Origin of the sequence: Geminocystis sp. CENA526, assembly GCF_050753365.1 — a bacterium.
Taxonomy (GTDB): Bacteria; Cyanobacteriota; Cyanobacteriia; order Cyanobacteriales; family Cyanobacteriaceae; genus Geminocystis.
In genome coordinates this window covers 1-19,727 of the sequence record NZ_JBLZFY010000045.1, presented here as the reverse complement: position 1 = coordinate 19,727, position 19,727 = coordinate 1, and the positions used below count along the sequence as shown (strand labels likewise).

The 19,727-nt window shown below is 29.9% G+C and carries 17 protein-coding genes and 1 pseudogene; 10 read left to right on the top strand and 8 right to left on the bottom strand.

All coding sequences use genetic code 11. The features are described 5' to 3' along the window. The first annotated feature begins 265 nt into the window (after positions 1-265). The 5 genes from ACN4EE_RS12915 to ACN4EE_RS12895 all read left to right on the top strand — a co-directional run bounded on the left by ACN4EE_RS12915 (position 266) and on the right by ACN4EE_RS12895 (position 5,419). On the top strand, positions 266-1,099 hold the full coding sequence (locus ACN4EE_RS12915) for a hypothetical protein (protein WP_431706865.1): 834 nt from the start codon (positions 266-268) through the stop codon (positions 1,097-1,099). Between the two features lie 53 nt (positions 1,100-1,152). After that, entirely contained in the window at positions 1,153-1,494 is a 342-nt protein-coding gene (locus ACN4EE_RS12910) for a hypothetical protein (protein ID WP_431706864.1), read from the top strand. Positions 1,495-1,651: 157 nt separating this feature from the next. Next, a complete protein-coding gene (locus ACN4EE_RS12905; protein WP_431706863.1) occupies positions 1,652-2,746 on the top strand; it encodes a restriction endonuclease in 1,095 nt (364 codons plus the stop codon). Positions 2,747-2,782: 36 nt separating this feature from the next. After that, a complete protein-coding gene (locus ACN4EE_RS12900) occupies positions 2,783-4,450 on the top strand; it encodes a hypothetical protein (protein ID WP_431706862.1) in 1,668 nt (555 codons plus the stop codon). Between the two features lie 63 nt (positions 4,451-4,513). Further along, entirely contained in the window at positions 4,514-5,419 is a 906-nt protein-coding gene (locus tag ACN4EE_RS12895) for a translation initiation factor IF-2 N-terminal domain-containing protein (RefSeq protein ID WP_431706861.1), read from the top strand. A gap of 161 nt (positions 5,420-5,580) precedes the next feature. Here ACN4EE_RS12895 and ACN4EE_RS12890 read toward each other — a convergent pair. Beyond that, positions 5,581-5,838, bottom strand: a pseudogene (locus ACN4EE_RS12890) (putative toxin-antitoxin system toxin component, PIN family); the annotation flags it as partial. A 34-nt stretch (positions 5,839-5,872) separates the two neighbouring features. Then, positions 5,873-6,034, bottom strand: coding sequence for a hypothetical protein (locus ACN4EE_RS12885; RefSeq protein ID WP_431706860.1), 162 nt, complete (start codon positions 6,032-6,034; stop codon positions 5,873-5,875). A 146-nt stretch (positions 6,035-6,180) separates the two neighbouring features. On the opposite strand from ACN4EE_RS12885, the gene ACN4EE_RS12880 reads away from it, so the two are divergent. After that, positions 6,181-6,789: a hypothetical protein gene (locus tag ACN4EE_RS12880; RefSeq protein WP_431706859.1), complete on the top strand. Its 609-nt coding sequence runs from the start codon at positions 6,181-6,183 to the stop codon at positions 6,787-6,789. Positions 6,790-6,838: 49 nt separating this feature from the next. Here the strand turns inward: ACN4EE_RS12880 and ACN4EE_RS12875 are convergent, their stop codons facing one another. After that, entirely contained in the window at positions 6,839-8,077 is a 1,239-nt protein-coding gene (locus ACN4EE_RS12875) for a bifunctional sterol desaturase/short chain dehydrogenase (protein ID WP_431706858.1), read from the bottom strand. A 165-nt stretch (positions 8,078-8,242) separates the two neighbouring features. On the opposite strand from ACN4EE_RS12875, the gene ACN4EE_RS12870 reads away from it, so the two are divergent. Continuing rightward, positions 8,243-9,790, top strand: a complete 1,548-nt coding sequence (locus tag ACN4EE_RS12870) for a glycosyltransferase family 39 protein (protein ID WP_431706857.1) — start codon at positions 8,243-8,245, stop codon at positions 9,788-9,790. A 125-nt stretch (positions 9,791-9,915) separates the two neighbouring features. Here the strand turns inward: ACN4EE_RS12870 and ACN4EE_RS12865 are convergent, their stop codons facing one another. The 5 genes from ACN4EE_RS12865 to ACN4EE_RS12845 all read right to left on the bottom strand — a co-directional run bounded on the left by ACN4EE_RS12865 (position 9,916) and on the right by ACN4EE_RS12845 (position 14,490). Beyond that, a complete protein-coding gene (locus ACN4EE_RS12865) occupies positions 9,916-12,063 on the bottom strand; it encodes a glycosyltransferase family 2 protein (protein ID WP_431706856.1) in 2,148 nt (715 codons plus the stop codon). 125 nt (positions 12,064-12,188) lie between these two features. Continuing rightward, positions 12,189-12,530 (bottom strand): type II toxin-antitoxin system RelE/ParE family toxin, encoded by a 342-nt coding sequence (locus ACN4EE_RS12860; RefSeq protein WP_431706855.1) that lies wholly within the window; start codon positions 12,528-12,530, stop codon positions 12,189-12,191. Between the two features lie 246 nt (positions 12,531-12,776). After that, the gene (locus ACN4EE_RS12855; RefSeq protein ID WP_431706854.1) at positions 12,777-13,010 is read right to left on the bottom strand and encodes a hypothetical protein; all 234 of its coding nucleotides are present in this window, start codon (positions 13,008-13,010) and stop codon (positions 12,777-12,779) included. A gap of 52 nt (positions 13,011-13,062) precedes the next feature. Beyond that, a complete protein-coding gene (locus ACN4EE_RS12850; protein WP_431706853.1) occupies positions 13,063-13,659 on the bottom strand; it encodes a GerMN domain-containing protein in 597 nt (198 codons plus the stop codon). A 48-nt stretch (positions 13,660-13,707) separates the two neighbouring features. Then, positions 13,708-14,490 carry an LmeA family phospholipid-binding protein gene (locus tag ACN4EE_RS12845; protein WP_431706852.1) on the bottom strand — a complete coding sequence of 261 codons (783 nt, stop codon included), beginning with the start codon at positions 14,488-14,490 and terminating at the stop codon, positions 13,708-13,710. A gap of 451 nt (positions 14,491-14,941) precedes the next feature. Here ACN4EE_RS12845 and ACN4EE_RS12840 point away from each other — a divergent pair, with 451 nt between their 5' ends. The 3 genes from ACN4EE_RS12840 (at position 14,942) to ACN4EE_RS12830 (ending at position 19,632) form a co-directional block, all read left to right on the top strand. Beyond that, positions 14,942-17,440 (top strand): EAL domain-containing protein, encoded by a 2,499-nt coding sequence (locus tag ACN4EE_RS12840; protein WP_431706851.1) that lies wholly within the window; start codon positions 14,942-14,944, stop codon positions 17,438-17,440. A gap of 463 nt (positions 17,441-17,903) precedes the next feature. Next, positions 17,904-18,143 carry a hypothetical protein gene (locus tag ACN4EE_RS12835; RefSeq protein ID WP_431706850.1) on the top strand — a complete coding sequence of 80 codons (240 nt, stop codon included), beginning with the start codon at positions 17,904-17,906 and terminating at the stop codon, positions 18,141-18,143. A gap of 109 nt (positions 18,144-18,252) precedes the next feature. Further along, positions 18,253-19,632, top strand: coding sequence for a TldD/PmbA family protein (locus ACN4EE_RS12830; protein WP_431706849.1), 1,380 nt, complete (start codon positions 18,253-18,255; stop codon positions 19,630-19,632). The last annotated feature ends 95 nt before the right edge of the window (positions 19,633-19,727 follow it).

Below are 19,727 nucleotides of genomic sequence, written 5' to 3'. Positions count from 1 at the left end.
CAAAAAATTATTTTGACAACCCATTAACTTTAGTTTGGAACTACGAACTCAGAACTAAAATACTTATTTTATCAATAGATTCTCAGGAAATCGCAAGGTTCGATCGCACAGTAGGACGGATCGATCGAGCTTTTTCCAGAGGCTTAACTCCTGAAATTTTGGCAGTATAATTCTTATTTTCCTTATTCGCATCAAATCATAGATAATGTCGCAAATGTCGAGATATGATAAAAATAACCGTTGAAAACTAACAGTAAAACTAAATATGACAAATCTCAACTCAGAGGATAAAATCATTTTTCAGCAACTTATTCAACCTTGGCAATTATCAGAATATTCTTTAACTTCACTAATTGGACAACATACAGCAGTAAGAGATAAATCAGCCCAAATTCAGCAACGTATTAAAAATCAAATTGAGCCAAAATTATTAACAATTAAAGTATGTTGTAATGATAAAAATGAATGCCAAATTTTACCTAAATTAATAAAACAACGTGCTTATTATATAGCAGTTTATTTGAATAACTCTACAGAAATAGAATTAGTAAATAATTATCATGAAGACATTAAAAAAGCATTATCTAAATTAAATATTCAAAATCCTGACCAACTTTATTACTATTTAGCTGAGGTTAATTATCAACAACATCTTTATAATTATTATCAAAAAAGTAGTAACATTTTATTATATGTTGGCTCTTGGAATAGTCGCAAAAATATTAAAATAGGAGAATATTTAATTGAAGCCTTACAACTTGATCAAAATAAAATTTCCCCCGAAAAATTGTTAGATTTATTAGAAGAACCTGTCGATGAAATCGTTAAGGAATTTAGAGATAATGGTTTAGAAGTTTCCTTAATAGAATCTGATCAAGAAAATACTAATGTTGATGACAATAGTATAGATAAAGAAGCTAATATGGCAGATAATTTATTACAAATATTAGGTGCAAAACCAAAACCAGATTATTATTACGAAGAAGAAGATTACAATGATTATGGCTACGGTGGTAATCCAGATCCTTTTGATGAGGTAGATTGGGGAGATCCTGATAGTTTTAATGATGAGGCATGGGATCAATTTCGAGATGATTAACACAACCTGAAAATAATGTTATATGTAAAATTAGCTTCGTGAGGTATTACTTAATGATTGACTATTCAAAAATACAGATAGATTTTTTTCTAAAATTCAGAAGAGATAAAAGTTTTAATAACGATCTCTATGTAGTTGTAAGCAATAATCCTTTTAGAAAAGAGTTGACTGTTCAATGGTACTATCCAATGCAAAATCAACAAAACTCAAAAACATTGAAATACCAAGAACTTGATAAATATGAGATAGAAGTATTCTCTCCTAATCAGATTATTTCATGTCCAAACTGTCATGGAACTGGAATCGTAATTAATAGTTATTTAACTATGGGAGGAGCAAATCGCACTCATCAAAATTGTAAAAGCTGTTATAGCAATGGTTATATACTAAAGTAACTGATGTTAATTCGTTTTATGGCTATTAATGTAGTAAAAAATATTGATTAACTTTTTTTTATTGCATCTTTATTTTCTCACCTACACAAAATTATAGTATTCTGGTTTTATGCTCTATGTTTATTAGTCTATTCATTCCCTATAGTTAAAACTTTATATGTCAAATACTCCCATTCAAAGAATTCTTTTTGGTTGCCCTGGTACTGGAAAAAGTTACAAGATAAAAAATGAAATTCTTAAAGATTTAGGAATAGATCAAAATTCTGATAATTATATTAGTACGGTGTTTCATCCTGAATATACTTATGGTGACTTCATGGGTAAATTAGTACCAATTACTAACGAAGCTGGAAAAGTAGAATATAACTTTTATGGGGGTCATTTTTTAAGAGCTTTAATAAAAGCCTACAAAAATTTAATTAATGCTTATAATCAACAAAACAATGAATTTAACACTCCTCAAAATGTTGCTTTAATAATTGATGAAATTAATAGAGGTAATTCCTCAGCTATTTTTGGAACTGCTTTTCAATTATTGGATAGAGAAACGAAAGATGATTTTCGAGGATGGTCAAGTTATCCAATAAATTTAACTGATATTGAAATGAATTTTTTTAAGAAAGAAATCGGCTTAGAACCTAAAGATCAACAAGAGAATGGTGCAACTTACAAAATTTTTACTCTTGGTGATATTGCAACTAAACTAAAACTTAATGAATTTGAGAATAAAATCATTGAATTATTTGGGTTTAATATTTTAAATAATAGTGTCAAAATACCTCCCAACCTCTCCATATTAGCAACAATGAACACTTCTGATAATTCCATTTATTTTATGGATAATGCCTTTAAAAGACGTTGGGATTGGGAATATGTAGATTGGGATGACGATTTTGCAAAAAGAATTCCTCCAGCTAAATATGGTACAAATGGTGATTTAAAATGGGATAATGGATGGAAGAAATTAGTCAAAAATCTAAATACATTTATTAAACAAAATGCTAACTCTATTAGAGGTGGCAAAATAGAAGATATGCAGATTGGTTATTACTTTATAAAAGATGATTTCGTTAGTGCTGAAAAAATAAGAAATAAGTTAATGTTTTTTGTTTGGGATAGTATTTTTAATCGAGATAAAACACCTTTACAAAAACTTCTTAAAGTAGATAAAAAAGACCTTGTTACTTTTGGAGATTTTATCAAAAAACATAATGAATTTGTTAATAATCTTTTGCTAGAAAAATTTGAATAATTTTAATTTTTATTACCATTCTTAATTAAAATAATTATGTTTAATTTTGCTGATATGACCTTAAGTGTAGGGTTTCAAGAAACGAATGAAACTTCTTTTGTCGGTATCCGCCCATTAAAAGACGGTTCAGGCTCTGAATTTTGTTTACCCAATGGCTTTGATAAGTTTAAAGAAGAATTTGATAATGATAATAGTTCGGAAAAATTTAACCGAGTTCGTGATTTATTTTTTTTAATGTATCGTGTTTTAAGAAAATTTGAACAGGATAATTTGGGGAATGGTAGATTTAAAACTAAAGATACTAATTCTAATAAAACTCAAGATAAAACGATGTTATCTCAAGGGGGTAAAACTTTAGAACCAGAAGAAGATGAGGATGGAAATAAAAGTACTACTTTATATAGTAAAATAACTCAAATTGAGAGAATATTAGATGCTTATGATGAATTAGCAATTTATTCAATTCAGAAAAGAATTAGAAGAAGTGAAGAAATAGATTATGCTCAAATTCATAAATATTTAGATAGAGCTATCTATTTAGATTATTCTGAAGAAGATCATGTTATTCATATTGAATCGATGGACTTACCACGTTTAACTATTCATTATGAAAGCACAGATATAATTAAACTTTACTGCTTTATTCTTTATGCAATTATTGAGCAATTACAAGAGGATGTACCTGAAAATGTCTTAGCTAGAACTCAAGAAATACGTTTTTTAGCAGAACAATTTAGAGATGAGTATTTAACTCATGATCAGTCACTTTTTGACTCTAATTCTTATGAAGAAACAATTTTAATTTTGAAAGAAGTTTTTGATAATATAGATAGAAACACTCATTATAAAGATCCTAACTATTGGGGATTTTACGAGGCGATCGAAACCTTTTTATATGGTAGTTTAAATTTTGAAAGTAATGACGGAGAGTTCTGGGGAATTAAAGGACAACAAGGTTTTTCTTATGTTTGGGAAGATATGTGTCAGACTTACTTCTTCAAAAGAAATTTTGACCGTAAAAATAATAGATTTAATCAAATTCGTTTTGCTGATACAGATATTATTGTAGAAGGTTATGAAAATCCTTGTATTGATAAACCAGAGTCTTACCCGAATTGGAGAAGTCTTGACGAAAAAAATAAAGTTGGTAATTACAGTTCAGATGAAATTGATGAAGATAAAACAACAATAAAAAAATGGGTTTATGGATGGCCGTCTGATGTAGATGATCCTTATTACTGTAATACGAATCGTAAAATATTGTGGAAAGATTTATTTCGTATTGAATTTAATTTGAATAAAAGAATTTTAAATAATGGTAAAATTCAATTTGAAAATAAAAATCCTTATAGTCTTTTATGTCGTACTCCAAAACCAGATATGATTTTACAAAATCAAGATTCAAAAGTAGAAATAATTGACTTTAAAAATGTTTCTCTTGACTTTTTTATTCGCAATAAAGATAAACCTATAGACAACTTAACAGAAAAAGAAAAAAAATATAGAATTGATGTAATAAAACAATTAGAATACGAATTTGCTTTACAAGAACATGGTTATGAAGTTACAGAAAATCGATTTTTTATCCCTTGCTACTATGATATAGAGGGAAACAGTGAAGGTGAATATGCTGATTTTGAAATTAATGGAATTAAAATATTTCAAGCTGACTTTTACTATATATTAAATATATACTTGAATTAATTGCCAAATTGCCCAATACTTAAAAACAAAAAATTTTAATTTTATCTATAAAAGTGACTTGAAATGACTAACAAAATAAGAATTTATGATTTATCAAAAGAGCTAAAGAAAGATAATAAAGATATTTTAGAGATTTGCAATAAGTTAAATATTCTGGTAAAAAATCAGAGTACTCCAATTAATGAAGATGATGCGAATAAAATTCGTCAATATATAAACAATAAATGTAACAACTCCCCATCGATAGAAAAACAAGAATTTTATCTTTCATCTAAGCAAAAAATAATAACAAAATCTAGCCCTATAATTAGAGGTCGTAAACTTAGGACAAGTACAATTGTTGCTGAAATTAATAAAAATAATAACGATATTGAAAAACCAACAAAATCAAAAATAAATAATAACAAACCTCAAATTAAAACAGCTTCAGAACCTCCTTCTATTAGTATAATTAGAGAACTAACAGTTAAAGATGAAAATATTATTTTTCAAAAAAGCCTAGAAAAAACTTTAGAAAGTAATTATAGTAATTATGTTCCCTTAATATCTTTTAATGATTCAAAACAGCAAGAAAAAGCTAATAAATATATTTCTGAACAAGTAAAAGAATTTTTTAAATTTTTACAAAAAGATTTTAAAGAATTTTCATATTTAGAATATTCAAAAACTATTAGCGATTTAGATTTTAGTGGTAATCAAAAAAAACCTATAGATTATTTTTATAATCATTTATTAATAGACTTAGTAAAAAGAGGAAGAGATCAAAATGGAAAACTAATTTCACCTAAACAATGGACAGTAACTTTTGATATTAATTGTACTCCTATTAAAGTTCCTGAATTAATCATTCCTAATTCGGGTAATTTATGCCGTCACTTTGGAACTATTGATATTGGTGGAACTCCAATTCTTTATTATATTTATTTCACCATGCAAGAAATTCTTGATGCTATTAGAGATAGTGATTAAAAATGTTAACCTTAAAATGTTAACCTTAAAATTAAATTAATCTTTTCACCAAAATGCTACAAGCAACACAACATCGTTATATTGTTTCTGATTCATCAATTCTTAACAGTGAACCATTATCGAAGGTACTCGTACTTCTGTTGGATCGATCGCATTTTTCATTAGTTGATTTCTGCGATAAATTGTAAAAATTGTCTTGGTGTTAAAATAGGAATACCTTGAAATGGATGCAATTCTAACAAGTCTTTATCCCCCGTTATAATGTGCGTTGCATTTCCATTAACTGCTAACTCTAAAAATTTATTATCATTGGAATCTCGACAAATCTCTATTTTTTCAGTAATTTCTATAATTTCTGCTTCTACAGATAAACCAGCTAGAAAATCCTCTCGTTTAGTTTTAATCATTGAGAATTGATTGTAAAATTTCTGGAGTCATTCCATTAGCGATCGATTATTGACTTGCTTCTTCCATAATGTCTAGCAGTGGTTTTTGATTAATAGCCTTTTTTAGCATTACATTGAGAAACATAGCAATTTTCTGCTGTTTTTCAGGTTTGGTTTCTCGATAAGCCTTGGCAATTTCAGAATCAACTTGAATGGTAATTGTTTCCATTGTTCCTTAAGAGTTAAATAGAGAATATCTTTAATTATAATAGTAAAAATCCTTAAACACTTAATTCGTCATTAGCATCAAAGATCAACTAAACTCTTAATTTTTGAATTAAAGTAGTAGAGTCGCAAAATAAATTGGGTAACAAAATGAGCCAAAACAGCTATTTAGAACAATATCCCCCTATCACTCTACGAAATTACTACCGTGAAAAAATTTTGCACAATCAAGCCCACTGGTTTTTAGCTACTGAAACCGCCGTGACTTTCCCTCCGTTACATCAAAAAGGCTGGTGTCGTTACTATGCTATTCCTGATTTTGTCTCTAGTTATTTTCGTTTATTGGCTCAAGGCTCAGAAATTGTCGAGCAAATTTTGGAAATTAGTCATCGAGACTATAGCGTTTCTCCTCAAGATAACCGCCCTGTATTGTTATCATTGATGGAATCTGACATTCATCGAGTTATTGCTCCCATCGCTATTACTGCATGGTTAACAGTAGATGAATTTCGTTGGGAAAAATATATTCCCCAGATACCCCGTGATTTAAACTACGGTTTAGTCACTCAATATCCTGAAGCTATTTGTGCTTATGGGGCGTTTATGGGTAATTTTAATCGCCCTCAATTCCTTCATCTCCTATCTACCGCTAGTATTGATAAGTGTGGGTTATTAGCTCAAAAAGAAGCTAATCGTCAAATACAAGAATTGAAAATAAAAAGATTCTCAGGTAATCACAAGATTCGATCGAACTTTTAAGACAGAAATTGTGAGTTTCGATCGATATTTTCCGTAAAAATGCTAACTTCTAAGAGGGGATTTTTTTTGTGAAAAGACGAAAATAAGTCGATGTCATCAATTCCTTAAGGGGGAAGAAAATATAAGTTAAAGGGTTAATGGTGACGATAATGTCTCGAAAATCCCTCACCGCTAAGTTAACAATCTGCTTGGCTACCCAATCCGCCGACATGATACCAATAGGGTTAAGGTTACTCTTAAAAGGTCCTAAAATCAATTTCCTAATGATACAAGGGGCGTTAATTCTCTTGAGGGTGACTAAGTCGCCCATTGTCCTTTTACTCATTTCATAAAGCGGACAAAATGTCGGATTAACCTCTGCTTCTGAGGTGTTAACCCATATTTCTTTGGTGGCTTTGTCTTCATTATTGCGCACGGTAGTTAAGAATAATTCCATTAAACGCCATCCCGAAAAAACATTCACTTCATAGGAGTTTCCAATGGCATCGGCACTGATTTCTCCATAAACGTTAATGCCATGATTGATGATTAAAATGTCTGTTTTCTCTAAAATACTATTTAGTTTTGATTCTTCTCCTGTTTGCCAAGTAACAGTTTTTATGGCAATTTCTTCATTTTTGACGTTAATAAATACTGGTTTTTCTTGACAGGTTAAAGCGGTAACTTTTGCCCCTTTTAAGTATAGTTGTTTAATTAATTCTTGTCCTAGTGTGCCATTTGCACCAGTGATGGCGATTTTTTTCCCTTTTAATGATAATGCTGTTCCCATGATTCGATCGACTATAGTTAATGTACCGCAAAAATAAGCGTTTTGATCATCGAAGTGGTGTCGCCAATGATAGCTACGATTGACAAAAAAATTGGCGGGAATCGCCGTAAATTCTCCTTGACGGTGAGTAACATCTGTAATTTCGTCAGCATTGGGTACACCTAAACCCCTTGCGATCGCTCCCCCTGTAAATGTTAAAGTATAAAGTGATCCTGTCCATGCTAACCATTGATAACTTGGGGTAATCCATCCAAAAGAGATAAAGCAGAAGGCAAAACCCACGCTAAACATCAACATTACGAGGGATTCGGGTACATCATTATACCATTGCGCTTGACGATAAATTTCTACGCTGTTGAGGGATAAATCTGGTTTAAATACTCGATGATGCCAGTTGTGTAAACGCCCCAAGGGTTGCCAAATATGGGCTAAAAAATGATAGCAGTCTCTGACTAATTCTACCCATACTAGGGATATTAGCGCGATCGAGATTGCCATGAAAAGTGAACTATTAATCATGCCGAAATAAATTTATTAAAATCATTTTAAAAACTATAGAACATTTTAGCAATTAATTAGACCTGAGAAAATTGAAAATTGAGAATTGATAAATAATATTTAATTTATCACAAATTATAATTCATTGCTATACTCTGATATAACTCACTTTTATTATTAAATTTTATGCTAAATAAGGTTCGATCGAACTTTCAATATTGGTTGAAAATAATGCTAATTATTGTTATTTTTCTAGGCATTTTTTTTAGGGTAACGAATATTGATAAAAAAATTTATTGGCATGACGAAGTTTATACATCTTTAAGAGTAGCAGGTTATGAAGGAGATGATATAGCAAAAACATTTTTTAACGGTGAAATTATTACCGCTAAAGACTTATTAGAATTTCAGGCATTAAAACGGAATACTCCCTTGTCAGCAACGATTGAATCATTGAAAAAAAATCCAGAACATCCACCATTATATTATTTATTACTACGTTTTTGGCAAGATTTATTTGGAAGTTCTATTATTATTAGTCGCAGTTTATCAATTATTTTCAGCTTGTTAGTTTTTCCCTCAATTTATTATTTATCTCAACAACTATTTAATGATAATTTAATTAGTTTAATTAGTGTTGCCTTAGTGGCTATTTCTCCCGTGCAAATACTTTATGCCCAAGAAGCAAGAGAGTATAGTTTATGGATGGTAACAATTATTATCTCTAGTGTGTATTTTTTGAGGGCAATTAAAACTAATAAGATATTTGATTGGTGGGGTTATAGTTTAAGTCTCAATTTGACTTTTTATACCTCAATTTTATCTATATTTTTACCCATAATAAATTTGACTTATCTATTTTTACTTGGTAAAATATTAACCTTCAAAACTAGAATTAAATTTTTTATTTTTACCACTATAGGTGGTTTACTATTTATTCCTTGGTTCGTCATCATATTTGTAAATTTTAGTCTTTTAAAAGAAAAAACTAATTGGACAAATATAGAAAAACCTTTAGAATTTTTAGCTACTTATTGGGGTTTACATTTTACGAGTTTATTTATTGATTTAGGTTTACCTTTATATCATTGGGCTAGTTATATTTTCATGGCATTGATATTTCCTTTAATCATCTATAGTTTTTATTTTTTAATCAAAAATACTGATAAAAATATTTGGCTTTATTTATTATTATTAGCAGTTATTCCCACTTTAGCTTTAATACTACCTGATTTAATTTTAGGCGGAATTAGATCAAGTATAACAAGATATTTTTTTCCTGCTTATCTATCTATTTATTTAACTATTGCCTATACTTTAAGCGTAAAAATCACACAAAAATCAAGAATTTTTGCATCAATTTTAGTTATGATTTTTGTTGTCAGTATTTTATCAAATACGATTAATACCAATGCTCAAACTTGGTGGAATAAAACTGCCAGTTATAATAATGCCAATATTGCCAATATTATTAATCAAGCTGAAAATCCCCTAGTTATTACAGAAAAATTTGATATTAATGAAGGCAATATTATTTCTCTTAGTCATAATTTAAAACCCGAAACTAAGTTACAATTATTCCCAAAAAATGTAACGATTAAACCTGAGTATCAATTTCAAAATATTTATATTTTTAATCCTTCTTCTGATTTTATTACTAATATAGAAACTGCTTATCAAACTAACTTAAATCTTATTTCCCCTTTGTATCCTTTTCTTTATCAAATTAATTAGGGGGTGCTGAAAAAGTCTTTTGATGAGGGTAGGTATCAGGTATCAAGTGTCAGGTTAAAGAATGAAAAATCAAGGTTTTGAAGCGTTAAACCCTAATTAGATAACAGAGGAGGGAAATTTATTAATTAATTACGAGAAAAGAATAAAAATCGTGTTTTGACAATGTTTAATGGGGTTAAAGAAATACGAAATAAAGCCTTGATTAGTAGCCATAATGATTGTAATTCTTTCGGGGTTTGCTGATGAATCCATGTATTTGGTTGACAAAACAATATTTTAATAACCTGACGATATTGGGATAAAGAAAGTGGCGAAAAAATAACTTTTATTGTATCTTTTTTTCTAAGATAAGATATACTTTTAAATGGTAAAGATAATTCTTCCATGAGAAATTCTAACTCTCCATTATTAGGTATTTTAACAGAGGAATTAAAGTTAATTTCTACACCTATTTCTGACATTTTTGTAACAATACCTTGATAGATTTGATTCCCATTTTTTAATATCACTGGCTTATTTACTTTTAACCATTGATAACTGTCAGGTTTCGGTCTTTCTATTAATGCTATGATTGATAGCATAATAAGTAGTAAATTATAAAAATTCCAAAATATAACTATTTTTAAATCGATCGAACTTACAATTTCTAGGGCATTATCATTAATCCATTGTTGCACTAAATTTAAAAAATTAAACAAATTTATAACTAGGAAAAAAATTAAGGGTGATGCTAATTTCCAATTAAAATAATAGCTATTATTTTTTATTCCTTTAGGCGTTACTTTAAAAATTGATTGAAAGGGATTGATTAGAGTTTGTAAAATTTCTATAGTTATAGGTACAGCAGTAACAACATTATATACCTCAGACATTAAGATCGATCGACTGCGAAAATTTAACCAAGAAAAGATAAGCATTTGTACAAAATAAAAGGGAAAGAAAAAATAGATAATTTCTTCAAAATTAGTTTGTAACGGCATTAAATGGAATAAATTATAGGCTAAAGGTAATAATAACAAGATAACTTTTAAAGGACTCGAAAACCACTGTAAAATACCTTCTAAATGGGCTATTTTTTGCCACCATTTAAAATTTTTAATAAATAAAGGATTTTCGTTAATAAATAATGTTTGAATTGTACCCCTTGCCCATCTTTGTCTTTGTCGAATATAACCGAAAATATTTTCGGCTGATAATCCTGCACTGAGACTTTCTGCTAAGTAAATTACTTGATAATTTTCTGCTGATAAACGAATCCCCGTATGATAATCTTCGCTTAAGGAATTAGTAATAAAACCTCCTATTTTTTCTAAAGATTTTCTACTTATCACAAAAGAACTTCCATAACATAAAGCTGTATTAATACTATCTCGAATTGGTTGATAGTAACGGGAAAAAATATCAACATCAGGGGGAATTTTATCTTCCAAGCCTAAATTTTTGGCAATGGGATCATTAGAATAAAAACTTTGGTAAGTTTGTAATAGCCCTATTTTTGGGTCTTGAAAAAAGCCGATCGATCGTGTTAAAAAATTAGTAGTAGGTACAAAATCAGCATCAAAAACAGCTATTAATTCTCCCTTTGTTTGACTTAAAGCATAGTTTAAATTTCCAGCTTTGGCATGAAGACGATTTTCACGAGCGATATAATTACAGTTTAATTCTTTACATAATTGTTGAATTTCTTGTCTATATCCGTCATCTAAAAGATAAATTTTTTTATCATTATATTCTATGGATTGACAACCAACGATCGTTCTTTTTACTACTTCTAAAGGTTCGTTATAACTAGGAATTAAAATATCAACTGTTGGCTGATAAATTTTTTGTTTAACTATTTCTTCAACTCTATCAGCTTGGGATTTTCTACTCTTAATATTTAAGGTTAAAATTGTCTGCAAAAATGGACTTAAAATAAGGGCTATTTCTATTAATAATAAACCGATACTAAATATACTATTGACAGAATCACTTAAATTTAGGGTAGAAGTCGATCGCCACCAAAAATAGCGTATCATCAAAAATAAAGAGGTGAAAACTATAATTATCCTTGACCATTTTTTCTGACTAGGAGACAATAATATAGTAATTTGAACGATCGAAACACCTATTATTAAGGGTAAAAATAATGATAAATTATTAGTAATAAACCAATAGCATAATTTTTCTATTAAGTTTGAGTTATAAAGCCACGTTAAAATTAAAGCAATAATGGCACTAACTATACCGACAATGACAATTCTTAGGGAATAATTTTTAGATTCAACACGCATAATCGATCCAGGAATTTTATTAATATTATACTAGGAAATAACCTCAGTTCGAGATAAAATCGTTAATAAAGAGAAGTAATGGGTAATGATTAAGAAGTTAGGCATCAGCAAGAGGCAAACCCTATTTATAATGACTTTTCAAATTCTGCAATAATTTGTTCAATAACTTGCTTTGAAATATCAGAAAAATCAGATTTTGAATAAATTGTGACTAAAATAATTTTAGTACTTGTTTTTAAATAATAAATAACTCGATAACCTGCACTTTTTCCCTTTTGAATATTAGTATTTTTTAGACGAATTTTAAAGATTTGATAAGTCGAGCCTGAAATTCTATCGCCTAAAATTTCTCCCATTTTTAGTTGCTCAATAATAGTCTCTAAATCCCCACGAATAGAGCGATAACGTTTAGCTAATTGAGTCAAGTTTTTTTTAAATTGCTTTGTTAATATAATCTCAATAGACATCTACTCCAGTAGTTATGATATTTTAGTAGTAAACAATTGTTAAAAATTTTGATATATAATAGGTTTAGGATTTTAAAAATGCAGATATTATAAATTTACAGTTTTAATTTAACCAAAAACCTGCCACCTGATACCTTTTTTTAGACATTATTTATCATACTCAAAGTAAGAGAGTCGCTAAACTTTTTACTAAGAAAGAATTACAATCTTTTCTGAAAAAGTATTTAAAAAATAATCGGACATAAATTATTCAACATCAATTCCATCCCACATCTGAGATAAAGGGATTGTTTGCCCTGTAAATGCTTCTTTTAGCCCTTGTTTAAGACTGGCTATTACTATGTCATCAGGAGTATCATCAATATCAAAATCTAAATAGTTTTTTTGCATCAAATAATGTAAGATTTCTTTTTGTTCAATTAGTGAAAGTTGATCAATTAAATTAAATACTTGATCTTTTGTAATTTGCAAAGTTATCACAGTTATTTACTCCTTATTTTTGTTTTTAAATTGCTGTTGTGCAAAAATTTAATTAATTAGACGGGAATGACTCCATAAATAATTCTCTCGTCATGGGTTGCTCTATCATTAACCCTTCTTCCCCTAAAATATCTAATGGCTTCCCTTCTACATTTATCCACACATTGCCACTAGGATTCAAACTACTAGCAGTATAAATCACCTGCCCTAAACGTCCAATCATAGACGCACTGCCTCCTCCACTGGTAAACTCTTGGGATAAGTCAAGGTGAATGCCGTCATCTTTTACCGCTAAACTAATCAATTTTGTTTCTTGGGGAATCGCTGTTTTGATGGAGTCGTTTTCTGATACCGTTAACAGTTTATTAAATCCCAAGGTGAGGGATTCTTGCTCATTTTGTCCTTTTTTAATTTCAACTATAGTTGGCACAAGTTCTAATTCTTCATTCAAGCCATAGAGTTCGATCGAACTTTCGGAGACGGCAGGTTCGGGTATAATTTCAATAGGCTGATTTTGTCCTTGATTTTTGGCAGTGAAGTTACCGTAGGCATACCAACCTGCTATTGTGCCTAATGCTAATATAGTAGTTGCAATTCCTGCTATAGTTTTAGTAGAAAAAAGTGGGTTTCGATCGTGATTATCAGTCATAATTTTTATAATTTAAAACAATAAATTTAGTTAATTTAAAATAAATATTTAGTCTTTTTTAGAAGGTTGAAGATGGATAAAACCAGCAATTTCTAAAGTATCCTCATTAATGTTAAATTGCAAAAGTCTCATAGTGATACCAGAATCCTCCAGATTTCTCCAACTCAACTGATTATTAATATTATCAACAAAACCTTGTAATAAGCTAGATGATAGTCTTCTGTTATTTAATGTTCCCTCTATATCACTGATTATGATACTATGACCTTTAATCACCCCTAAATTAAATTCTAAGTTTACATCTAAAATTTCTTCTCCCCGAATCGGTAATTTTACCTTAGTCTCCATAGCAATACGATTATTACCTTTCAGATTCAAATTTAATTCCAATAACTCAAATCCTGAAGAAGCATCCCCAGTTACTTTACTAATCATTTCTTCTACTTGAGGGGATTTTATTAAGTTATTTAGATCATTTTCTGTCAAAATGGTACGCCACGCCATATTCAGAGGCTTTTTTAAGACAGTTTGCCAATTATCCGCATTTAATTTTCTTATCTGATCTAAGTCTATGCCAATTCGATCGGTTTCTAACTCCAATAATTCCACTCGAATATGAGGGCGAGGTTGCCACTGTTTTAGGCTAATCTGGATGGAATCCGCTTCTCCTTTGATTAATTGATGGGTGGGAATACTATTAACCCTCACCTTTACCTCCCCAATTTCCTCCGATTGATTACGAAGAATATTGGTTAAAGAATTATTAAGGATTAAGCCTCCCCCCGTAAATAAAAAGATTATAATGGTAGCAGAGATAACAAAAAATTCCATATTTCCTTAGTCATCCTTCATAACAATTTATTGAAAGTGATCATCAACAATTTTGATATTGTAGATTAAATTTCTAAATTATGGGCATTAATAATTAATAATTTGAGATTTTTTCACTATTTCAATTTTAAAGGGAATTGACTTGTATTTTCGATACTACCCATAACAAGTGGCTATTTTATCAAATCAGGAATGAGGAATGAGGAATTATCAACTATTCTCTATTTCCTATTCCCTCTTTTAATTAGCAAACTTAAATGTTTTCTCCCTTATATCCTAATCTCTAAAACCGATTTGCTGTTGTTAGCTAATTTTATACAGTTATGAAAATTACAAATCATAAATTGGCTCAATAAATTTCAATGATTAATATAGTTAAACAGAGAATTTGTTTCAGGGGATTTTTTTTACTAAAATTGAAAATTATATGCTTGTCAAAACCCTGTCAAAGATGAATAAAAATAAAACAGTAAATATTGTCAGTAGTGAGAAAAAATATTCTCTTATCTATGCTGTTGATGATCAAAAAATCAACTTAAATTTGCTGTCTGTTTTTTTAACTCATCAAGGGTTTAAAATTATTACTGAAACCGATATTCTTAAAGCAATTCCAGATATTGAAAAAACTCAACCAGATTTAATTTTATTAGATATTTTAATGCCTAATTTAAACGGTTTTGAGGCTTGTACTTTATTAAAATCTTCTCCTGCCACTAAAGATATTCCTATAATTTTTTTAAGTGCTTTAGATGATATTAATGACAAGGTAAAAGGTTTAGAATTAGGCGCGGTTGACTATGTCACTAAGCCTTTTCAGTTTCCTGAATTATTATCTCGTATTAATGTTTGCTTAAAACTGCAAAAGTTGCACGATGATTTAGAAGCACAAAATAAAAATTTAATTAGAGAAGTTAAAGCTCGAAAAAACGCTCAATTAGCCCTCAAAAAAAGTGAAGAAAGACTTCGTACTATTATTAATAATAATCTCAATGGTATGGTAGTTGTAGATCATGATGGTATGATTTTATTTGTTAATCAAGAAGCTGAAAAAATTTTCGATCGAACTAGGGAAAAAATGTTAGGAGAAAACCTCGGATTACCCTTAGAATTAGAGCAAATTAGTGAGTTAGAAATACCTCGATCGAATAGAGAATTAATCACAGTAGAAATGAGGGCAGTGCCAATGATTTGGAATGATAAAAGTGCTTATTTAATTTCCTTTATTGATATAACAGAAAAGAAAAAAATGGAGGAAAAATTAAAAATATTATTTCAAGCCTCCGAGCAAAGTCCAGCATCAATTGTCATTACAAATATTGAAGGAAATATAGAATATGTTAACCCAAAATTTGAGCAAATTTCAGGGTATAAAGAAGAAGAAGTATTAGGTAAAAACCCTCGCATTTTGCAGTCTGGACATTTTACCCAATGTGATTATAAACATTTATGGCAAACAATTAGTCAAGGAAAAGAATGGCAGGGGGAATTTCATAATCGCAAAAAAACAGGAGAATTATATTGGGAAAAAGCCTTAATTTCTCCCATATTTAACTCGGCTGGTGCTATCACTCATTTTATGGCAGTAAAAGAAGATATAACTGAAAAAAAACAACAAGAACTTTTGTTACAATATCAAGCAAAATATGATCATTTAACTAAAATTCCTAATCGTAATTATGCCTTAGAAAAAGTGAATCATCTCATTATTCAAGCATCTGATACTAAAACTAATTTAGGGTTAATGTTTATTGATTTAGATCATTTTAAAGAAGTTAATGACAATTTAGGACATGATTTTGGGGATGAATTATTAATTCAAGCTACCCAAAGAATGAAAAACGCCTTACGCAATACAGATTTACTAGCTCGTTTAGGAGGGGATGAATTTTTTATCGCCATTCCCTTTGTGGAAAAATTCAGTGATTTAGAAAAAATAGCCGTTAAAATCATCGATTTATTACATCAATCTTTTCAAATTTTTGACCATGATGTATTTATTTCTGCTAGTGTTGGTATCACAATTTTTCCTCAAGATGGAGACAATTTAAAACAATTAATCCGTAATGCCGATTTAGCCATGTATGAGTCTAAAAAAAATGGGCGTAATCAATTTCAATTTTATCAGTTAGAAATGAATAAAAAAGAAATAAATAAGTCCACATTAGAGCAAAATTTTCTTCGGGCAATAGAAAACAATGAATTTAAAATAGTATATCAACCTATCGTTGAAATTAACTCTCAATTAATTGTCAAAGCGGAGGCTTTAATTCGTTGGGAAAGTGAAGAAGTCGGTTTAATTTATCCTGACAAATTTTTACCTATGTTAGAAAAAAAAGGGTTAATTTTAATTTTAGAAGATTGGATTTTAAAATCTGTTACTAAGGATATGAAAACATGGAGAAATATTAAAAATATTCCCATTAGTATTAATTTATCTGAATATCAATTTCAAGATATTGAACTGATTAAGAATATTATCGACTTTATCATAGATCAAAAAGACGGTTCGATCGTCGAATTAGAAATTAAGGAGGATATTTTATTAGAAAGAAAATACCTAGTCACAGAAATTTTACATACCTTATCTCAATCGGGTATTAATTTATGTTTAGATAACTTTGGTTTAGGCTTATTTTCTCTAAATAACTTGCAAAAATTTAAGTTTAAATTTATAAAAATAGATCAATATTTGACTAAAGATTTAACCAAAAATCCAGAGACAAAATTACTGATAAAATCTATTATTTTATTAGCTAAAGCCTTAAATATAAAAATTATCGCTCATGGCATTGAAACAACGGCAGAATTAGATATATTAAAAGAATTAAACTGTGATTACGGGCAAGGTTATTTATTTTCTAAACCTTTATCTCCTGCTAATTTTTATCAATATTTACTTAAACAGCAACAAGAAATTGATGATTCTATTCGCAAAATATATTTATCTTAAAATAGGGGGTGATGAAAAAGTATGGCTCTTGGACTTTGAGTATGATAAATTATTGGTAGAGGTAGGCAAATGGCAAAAGTTAATTTTTTTATTTTATTTTATTTTTTGGAATAGAAAATGTCAGACATAAAAGACTTTAAAGATTTAATAATTTGGCAAAAAGGGATGATAATAGCCAAAAGTATTTTGATGGGAATAGGTATCAGGTGTCGGGTATCAGGTTTTGTTACTTGGATTAATTATTACCTAAATTTTGATCGTTTTTAAGATAATTAAGACTTAAAATACTTACAAGAAAAATGACACAACGTATTGTAAAAATATTCTCACAATATTCAAAAAAATATTAAGTTTTAATAACATTATCTCAGAAAAAACTTAAAAATTAGTATCATAGAACACAGAAATTAATTGTTTTTTAACGATCGATTTCATACTTATACTATTTTTATGGAGAAACGCTATGGTAGTTGAATTAGTATCCAAGCCGACATTAGCATTGGAAAATTCCCTCTCTACAAATTGGAATCCTGTTTGTCATATAACTTATAATCGTGATTCATGGGTAAAACTTAATCAATCTCCGAATGAGTATAGTGAAGATGAAGCGTTATTATTATGCGAAAAATCGGCTGGAGTTTGGGTAAGTTGGATTCCTAGTTATGGAGAAAAGATATTAGATAAAAGCGAATTTTATTGTTAAAAATTTTGTCAGGGAAAAAATGGATAAAATAGAGGATTAACAGAAATCTTTTTGCGTCTTTGCGAGAGAAAAATTAAACCCCTTCTAATTTATTCAGCAAACCCTAATTATGAAAGACTATCGCAATCTATTATCAGATTTGATTAATCGTTACCGTCATAGAGTGGACTTTTTAAGTATTCGTCTCGAAGAAGGAGAAGGTACTAATATTGTAATCAAAAACGATCAAACGGAAAATCTCAGTGAAGGTATTTCTCTTGGAGGGCAGATTCGGGCTTGTTATAAAGGAGGATGGGGGTTTAGCACTTTTAACGACTTAACTCAACTTTCCTCAAGAATCGAAGATGCTATCACCTCCGCTTTACTTATCGGTGACGATGAAACTATTTTAGCGCCTGTAATTCCCATACAAATCTCCTGTGAGTTACCCTTAACAGGCACAAATCCCCGTTTAATACCCCTTGCTGATAAAAAACGACTGTGCGATCGATATAACCGTATTTTAAGTGAAGTTGACGAAAAAATCACCAGTAGCCAAGTTAGTTATAGTGACTCTCAACAAACAATTCTTCTAGCTACTTCCGAAGGTAGCATGATTCAACAATCATGGATTGACTGTGAAATGAGATTTAGTTCGATCGCAACTAATGGTAATATAGTGCAAACAGGGAGAGAAACCACAGGCACAAGAAAAGCCTACGAAGACTTAACCAACCTTGAAAATATTGTCTCTAATGCGTCTAAAAGAGCCGTAAATGCCCTTGAACACCCTTCTGTTAAGGGGGGTAAATATACAGTGGTTATTGATCCAATTTTAACGGGTTTATTTGTCCATGAAGCCTTTGGTCACTTGTCTGAAGCTGATATGGCATACGAAAACCCTGATTTATTAGAAGTAATGACGATAGGGCGTAAATTTGGAGGGGAAGAGTTGCAAATCTTTGACGGTGCAATCCCACAAGGGCATCGAGGCAGTTATTATTATGATGATGAAGGCACACCTGCCACCACCACTCAATTAATCAAAGACGGGGTTTTAGTAGGGCGACTCCACTCAAGGGAAACCGCAGGAAAGTTAGGGGAAAAACCCACAGGCAACGCTAGATGTTTAAACTATCACTATCCTCCCATCGTGAGAATGACTAATACATGGATAGCCAGAGGCAAAACCCCCGTAGTGCAATTATTTAATGGTATAAAAGAAGGAGTTTACGCCACTAACTGGATTGGAGGTATGACAAACGGCGAAATGTTTACCTTCACCGCAGGAGAAGCATGGATGATTCGAGATGGTGTGATCTCTGAACCTGTCAAAAATGTTACTTTATCAGGGAATGTCTTTAAAACTCTAGCAAATATTGAGTTGATCGGAGATGATTTTCACTGGGATGAATCTGGCGGATGTGGTAAAGGAGGGCAAAGTGGTTTGCCTGTAGGCTGTGGAGGTCCAAGTTTACGCATTAAAAATGTTGTTATTGGTGGAGAATGAATAATGGATAATGAATAATGAGTAATGAGTAATGAGTAATGAGTAATGAGTAATGAGTAATGAGTAATGAGTAATGAGTAATGAGTAATGAGTAA

What these genes read in the sequence shown, in the direction of transcription:
- ACN4EE_RS12915 (WP_431706865.1), top strand. Translation starts at nt 266, where the DNA reads ATGACAAATCTCAACTCAGAGGATAAAATCATTTTTCAGCAACTTATT.
- ACN4EE_RS12910 (WP_431706864.1), top strand. Translation starts at nt 1,153, where the DNA reads ATGATTGACTATTCAAAAATACAGATAGATTTTTTTCTAAAATTCAGA.
- ACN4EE_RS12905 (WP_431706863.1), top strand. Translation starts at nt 1,652, where the DNA reads ATGTCAAATACTCCCATTCAAAGAATTCTTTTTGGTTGCCCTGGTACT.
- ACN4EE_RS12900 (WP_431706862.1), top strand. Translation starts at nt 2,783, where the DNA reads ATGTTTAATTTTGCTGATATGACCTTAAGTGTAGGGTTTCAAGAAACG.
- ACN4EE_RS12895 (WP_431706861.1), top strand. Translation starts at nt 4,514, where the DNA reads ATGACTAACAAAATAAGAATTTATGATTTATCAAAAGAGCTAAAGAAA.
- ACN4EE_RS12885 (WP_431706860.1), bottom strand. Translation starts at nt 6,034, where the DNA reads ATGGAAACAATTACCATTCAAGTTGATTCTGAAATTGCCAAGGCTTAT.
- ACN4EE_RS12880 (WP_431706859.1), top strand. Translation starts at nt 6,181, where the DNA reads ATGAGCCAAAACAGCTATTTAGAACAATATCCCCCTATCACTCTACGA.
- ACN4EE_RS12875 (WP_431706858.1), bottom strand. Translation starts at nt 8,077, where the DNA reads ATGATTAATAGTTCACTTTTCATGGCAATCTCGATCGCGCTAATATCC.
- ACN4EE_RS12870 (WP_431706857.1), top strand. Translation starts at nt 8,243, where the DNA reads ATGCTAAATAAGGTTCGATCGAACTTTCAATATTGGTTGAAAATAATG.
- ACN4EE_RS12865 (WP_431706856.1), bottom strand. Translation starts at nt 12,063, where the DNA reads ATGCGTGTTGAATCTAAAAATTATTCCCTAAGAATTGTCATTGTCGGT.
- ACN4EE_RS12860 (WP_431706855.1), bottom strand. Translation starts at nt 12,530, where the DNA reads ATGTCTATTGAGATTATATTAACAAAGCAATTTAAAAAAAACTTGACT.
- ACN4EE_RS12850 (WP_431706853.1), bottom strand. Translation starts at nt 13,659, where the DNA reads ATGACTGATAATCACGATCGAAACCCACTTTTTTCTACTAAAACTATA.
- ACN4EE_RS12845 (WP_431706852.1), bottom strand. Translation starts at nt 14,490, where the DNA reads ATGGAATTTTTTGTTATCTCTGCTACCATTATAATCTTTTTATTTACG.
- ACN4EE_RS12840 (WP_431706851.1), top strand. Translation starts at nt 14,942, where the DNA reads ATGAATAAAAATAAAACAGTAAATATTGTCAGTAGTGAGAAAAAATAT.
- ACN4EE_RS12835 (WP_431706850.1), top strand. Translation starts at nt 17,904, where the DNA reads ATGGTAGTTGAATTAGTATCCAAGCCGACATTAGCATTGGAAAATTCC.
- ACN4EE_RS12830 (WP_431706849.1), top strand. Translation starts at nt 18,253, where the DNA reads ATGAAAGACTATCGCAATCTATTATCAGATTTGATTAATCGTTACCGT.